This window comes from Micromonospora sp. NPDC047753 (assembly GCF_040642735.1).
In the GTDB taxonomy this organism is placed as follows: domain Bacteria; phylum Actinomycetota; class Actinomycetes; order Mycobacteriales; family Micromonosporaceae; genus Micromonospora.
The window spans coordinates 1-4,461 of the sequence record NZ_JBEYSL010000524.1 but is presented as its reverse complement, the minus strand read 5'-3'; the positions used below and the strand labels follow the sequence as shown (position 1 = coordinate 4,461).

Genomic DNA, 4,461 nt, shown 5'->3' with positions numbered 1-4,461 from the left:
GCCGATCCCGTTGGCCTGGCTGTACGCGAGGATGGCGTCCTTGTCCGGGTTGCCGTCGGAGTGGTTGAAGCCGAACTCACCGACCACGATGGGCCGGTCGGCGCGCGACTGGCCGACACGATCCGGCTGTTCCTGGGCGCGATCTCGGTTGTCGTACCGGTGCTGCTGATGATCGGTGCGTGGCGGCTGATGCGTCAGCCGGCCGATCCGGAGCACCGCGGCCGTGGGTTGATCGGCTGGGGTTCGCTGCTGGTGTCGACCGCCGCGTTGCTCCAGATCGGTCAGGATCCGGTCGACCCGCTGGAGCGTGACTTCGCCGGCGGTCTGGTCGGCGCGGGCGTCGGTGGGCTGCTGGAGCGGGCGGTCACCGCCTGGGTGGCGGTGCCGCTGCTCGTCCTGCTGCTGCTCTTCGGCCTGCTGGTGGTGACCGCGACGCCGATCAACAAGATCCCGGAGCGGCTGGGCCTGCTCGCCGGTGGGCTGGTCGGCGCACCGGAGGCGGATGAGGAGGCGGACGAGGTGGCCGCCAAGCCGGCGCGTAAGCGACCGGCGAAGCGGATGCCCGCACCACTGGACCCGGACGACTTCGAGGACCTGGACGGCGCGGACCTCCAGGAAACCATGGTGCTGCCGCGCAAGTCTCCGGCGAAGGTGCCGGCGAGCCGCAAGCCGTCGGTCGAGCCGCCGGAGCACTCGCCCGCCCCGACCCGGGCCGAGCAGTTGGCGTTGACCGGGCTCTCCGGGGACTACACCCTGCCGCCGGCCAACATGCTCAGTGCCGGGGCCGCAGCGAAGACCCGCAGCAAGGCCAACGACGAGGTGATCGCCGCGTTGACCGGCGTGTTCGACCAGTTCGACGTGGACGCCGCCGTCACCGGATTCACCCGTGGCCCGACCGTCACGCGATACGAGGTGGAGCTGGGGCACGGCGTCAAGGTCGAGCGGATCACCCAGCTGTCCCGCAACATCGCGTACGCGGTGAAGTCGCCTGACGTACGGATCCTCAGTCCGATCCCGGGCAAGAGCGCCGTCGGCGTGGAGATCCCGAACACCGACCCGGAGAACGTGGCCCTCGGCGACGTGCTGCGTTCGCGCGCGGCGACCAGCGATCACCACCCGATGGTCGTGGCGCTCGGCAAGGACATCGAGGGCGGCTACGTGGTGGCCAACCTCGCCAAGATGCCGCACATCCTGATCGCCGGAGCCACTGGCGCGGGCAAGTCGAGCTGTCTCAACACCCTGCTGGTGTCCATCCTCACCCGGGCCACCCCGGATGAGGTGCGGCTGCTGCTGATCGACCCGAAGCGGGTCGAGATGACCGGTTACGAGGGCATCCCGCACCTGGTCACTCCGATCGTGACCAACGCGAAGAAGGCGGCCGACTCGCTGGACTGGGTGGTCCGCGAGATGGACATGCGCTACGACGACCTCGCCGCCAACGGGGTCCGGCACATCGACGACTTCAACCGCAAGGTCCGCAACGGCGAGATCAAGGCCCCGCCGGGCAGCGAACGCGAGATGCGTCCGTACCCGTACCTGTTGGTGATCGTGGACGAGCTGGCGGACCTGATGATGGTCGCGCCGCGCGACGTGGAGGACTCCGTCGTCCGGATCACCCAGCTGGCCCGGGCCGCCGGCATTCACCTGGTGCTGGCCACCCAGCGCCCCTCGGTCGACGTGGTGACCGGTCTGATCAAGGCGAACGTGCCGTCCCGGCTGGCATTCGCCACCTCCTCCCTCGCGGACTCCCGGGTCATCCTCGACCAGCCGGGCGCGGAGAAGTTGCTCGGCCGTGGTGACGGGCTCTTCCTGCCGATGGGCGCCTCCAAGCCGGTCCGGATCCAGGGCGCCTGGGTCACCGAGCGCGAGATCGCCGACGTGGTGAAGTTCTGCAAGGACCAGCGTGAGCCCGAGTTCCGCAAGGACGTGCTGGCCCCGGCGCAGGAGAGCAAGAAGAAGATCGACGAGGACATCGGCGACGACCTGGACCTGTTGGTGCAGGCGGTGGAGCTGGTGGTCACCTCGCAGTTCGGCTCGACCTCGATGCTGCAACGCAAGCTGCGGGTCGGTTTCGCCAAGGCGGGCCGCCTGATGGACCTGATGGAGACCCGGGGGGTGGTCGGGCCGTCCGAGGGGTCGAAGGCGCGCGACGTGCTGGTCAAGCCGGACGAGCTGGACGAGGTCCTGACCGGCCTGCGCGGCGACGTGCACTGACCGACTGTCGACGCTGGACGCACGACGGGCCCGCCGGATTCCGGCGGGCCCGCGACAGGAGAGTGGTCAGTTGTTGATCAGCGCGCCGATGATCACCAGGCTGATGATCGCGGCGACGACGCTCGCCACGGCGGCGTACCAACCGAGCGGCTTGTCACCGAGTACCGCGCCGACGACGCCCGCGATGACACCGAGCACGCCGAAGATGATCGGGTTGAGCAGCAGGGCCAGGACCGCGAAGACGAAGCCCACGATGGTGAGGATGCGGGCGGCGTTGCTGCGGGGACGGGCGGTGCTCGGCATGTCGGCCATGTCTTCCTCCAAGTGAGAGCCTGTCGTGACGAATCGATCAATACCCACTGTTGGCACCCATCACGCCTGCCTGCGCGGCACCTCAGTGGAAGATCTTGAGGCCGATCACGCCGGCGACCACCAGGAGGAGACAGAGGATCCGGGGCAGGCTCGCCGACTCGCCGAGCGCCAGCATCCCGACCAGCGCGGTGCCGACCGCGCCGATGCCGACCCAGACCGCGTAGCCGGTGCCGACGGGGATGTCCCGGAGCGCGTACGACAGCCCGGCCATGCTCAGCAGCAGGGTCACCACGAACACCACTGATGGGACCAGCCGGCTGAAGCCGGCGCTGCGGTCCAGGGCGATCGCCCAGGCCGTCTCCAACAGTCCCGAGATCACCAGTACGAGCCAGGCCATCGTTCACCTCACCGGAAGCGCCCGGGGCTGCCGCGCCGGGACGAGTCGAGTCTGCACGTCACGCGGGGCGTCTTGGCCTGACCGGGTACGCCCACCACTCGTCCGGAACGGCCACGAGCATCCGGCCGCCGGTGCCGACGCTAGCACCGACCCCGGTGGCGGGGCGGTGACCACCGCCACGATCCGTTGACCTCTACCTGACTTCAACTTGCAGTATCGCCACCATGACCATGCTCTACGCCGACCCCGAGGTCGCCGCCGCGCTGGACGCCGCCACCACGGTCGCCGCCATGCGCTCCGCCCTCCTGGCCGCGTACGAGGGACGCCTGATCGCGCCGCCCCGGGCCGCCGTACCGCTGAGCGGCGGGCGGATGGTGCTCACCGCCGGGCACCTGGTCGACGAGTGGTACGGCTTCCGCTCCTACGACACCTTCGGTCACCCGCAGGGCGAGCAGTTGGTGGTGCTGCACGACGCCCGGACCGGGGCGATCCGGGCGGTCGCGGTGGGCGAGGAGCTGGGCTCCCGTCGTACCGGAGGGTTGGGGGGTCTCGCGGTCGACGCGCTGGCCCGTCCCGATGCCGCCACCCTCGGGGTGATCGGCACCGGTCGGCAGGCGTGGACCCAGGTCTGGGCCGCCGCCGCGGTCCGCCCGTTGCGCGAGGTGGTGGTGCACAGCCGCTCCGCAGCTCGCCGGGAGGCCTTCGCCGCCCGGGTCCGTGTCGAACTGGGCGTGCCGGCCCGGGCGGTGGCAGATCCGGGCTCGGCCGTCACCGGGCGGGACCTGGTGGTGCTGGCGACCACCAGCCCGACCCCGGTGCTCTGCGCCGCCGACCTCAGCCCCGGCACGCACGTCAACGCTGTCGGTTTCAAGCAGCGTGACCGCAGCGAGTTCGGCACCGACCTGCTGGACACCGCCGACCTGCTGGTCACCGATTCACCGGCCCAGGCGGCGGACTACCAGCCGCCGATGCTCGCGGCCACACCCCCGTACTCCGGGAGGTTGCGCGACCTGGGCGGCATCCTGGCCGGCGCGGTCCCCGGCCGAACCACAGCGGACCAGATCTCCGTCTTCTGTTGCACCGGCCTCGCCGGCACCGAGGTGTTCCTGCTCGACGCGCTGACCCGGGTTGGCGCCGAGGCGCGCTGACGGAATGACGTTCTCCTCCGTGTCGACCGTCTCCGCAGCCCGCGTGCGTGGGCTCACCCGGCCGGCCCGGTACCCTCGGATGGTGTCTGCCACCTCTCCTTCTCCCGCTGACCACGCCGACGGCCGTCGCGTCGCCCTGCTGACCCTGGGCTGTGCCCGCAACGAGGTCGACTCCGAGGAGCTGGCCGCCCGCCTGCACGCCGACGGCTGGCAGGTGACCACCGACGGCGAGGGCGCCGACGTGGTGGTCGTCAACACCTGCGGCTTCGTGGAGAAGGCCAAGCAGGACTCGATCCAGACCCTGCTCGCCGCCGCCGGAACGGGCGCCAAGGTGGTCGCCGCAGGCTGCATGGCCGAGCGGTACGGCCGTGAGTTGGCCGACAGCCTGCC

4 protein-coding genes, 1 pseudogene and 1 riboswitch are annotated in these 4,461 nt (G+C 70.7%); of the genes and pseudogenes, 3 read left to right on the top strand and 2 right to left on the bottom strand.

Features of this window, described 5'->3' with window-relative positions:
* Positions 1–2,214: DNA translocase FtsK 4TM domain-containing protein (locus ABZ749_RS30040; RefSeq protein ID WP_357233689.1), on the top strand; the 2,214-nt coding region annotated here is incomplete at its 5' end.
* A gap of 66 nt (positions 2,215–2,280) precedes the next feature.
* Here ABZ749_RS30040 and ABZ749_RS30035 read toward each other — a convergent pair.
* Together ABZ749_RS30035 and ABZ749_RS30030 are read right to left on the bottom strand one after the other, a co-directional pair.
* On the bottom strand, positions 2,281–2,526 hold the full coding sequence (locus ABZ749_RS30035) for a hypothetical protein (RefSeq protein ID WP_112586600.1): 246 nt from the start codon (positions 2,524–2,526) through the stop codon (positions 2,281–2,283).
* An 82-nt stretch (positions 2,527–2,608) separates the two neighbouring features.
* Complete coding sequence (locus tag ABZ749_RS30030) at positions 2,609–2,923, bottom strand: SMR family transporter (RefSeq protein ID WP_112586602.1); 315 nt, start codon at positions 2,921–2,923, stop codon at positions 2,609–2,611.
* A gap of 61 nt (positions 2,924–2,984) precedes the next feature.
* A riboswitch (guanidine-III (ykkC-III) riboswitch) is annotated at positions 2,985–3,056 on the bottom strand.
* Between the two features lie 91 nt (positions 3,057–3,147).
* Here ABZ749_RS30030 and ABZ749_RS30025 point away from each other — a divergent pair.
* On the top strand, positions 3,148–4,071 hold the full coding sequence (locus ABZ749_RS30025; RefSeq protein ID WP_357233687.1) for an ornithine cyclodeaminase family protein: 924 nt from the start codon (positions 3,148–3,150) through the stop codon (positions 4,069–4,071).
* Between the two features lie 79 nt (positions 4,072–4,150).
* Positions 4,151–4,461: pseudogene (locus ABZ749_RS30020) on the top strand (30S ribosomal protein S12 methylthiotransferase RimO); the annotation flags it as partial.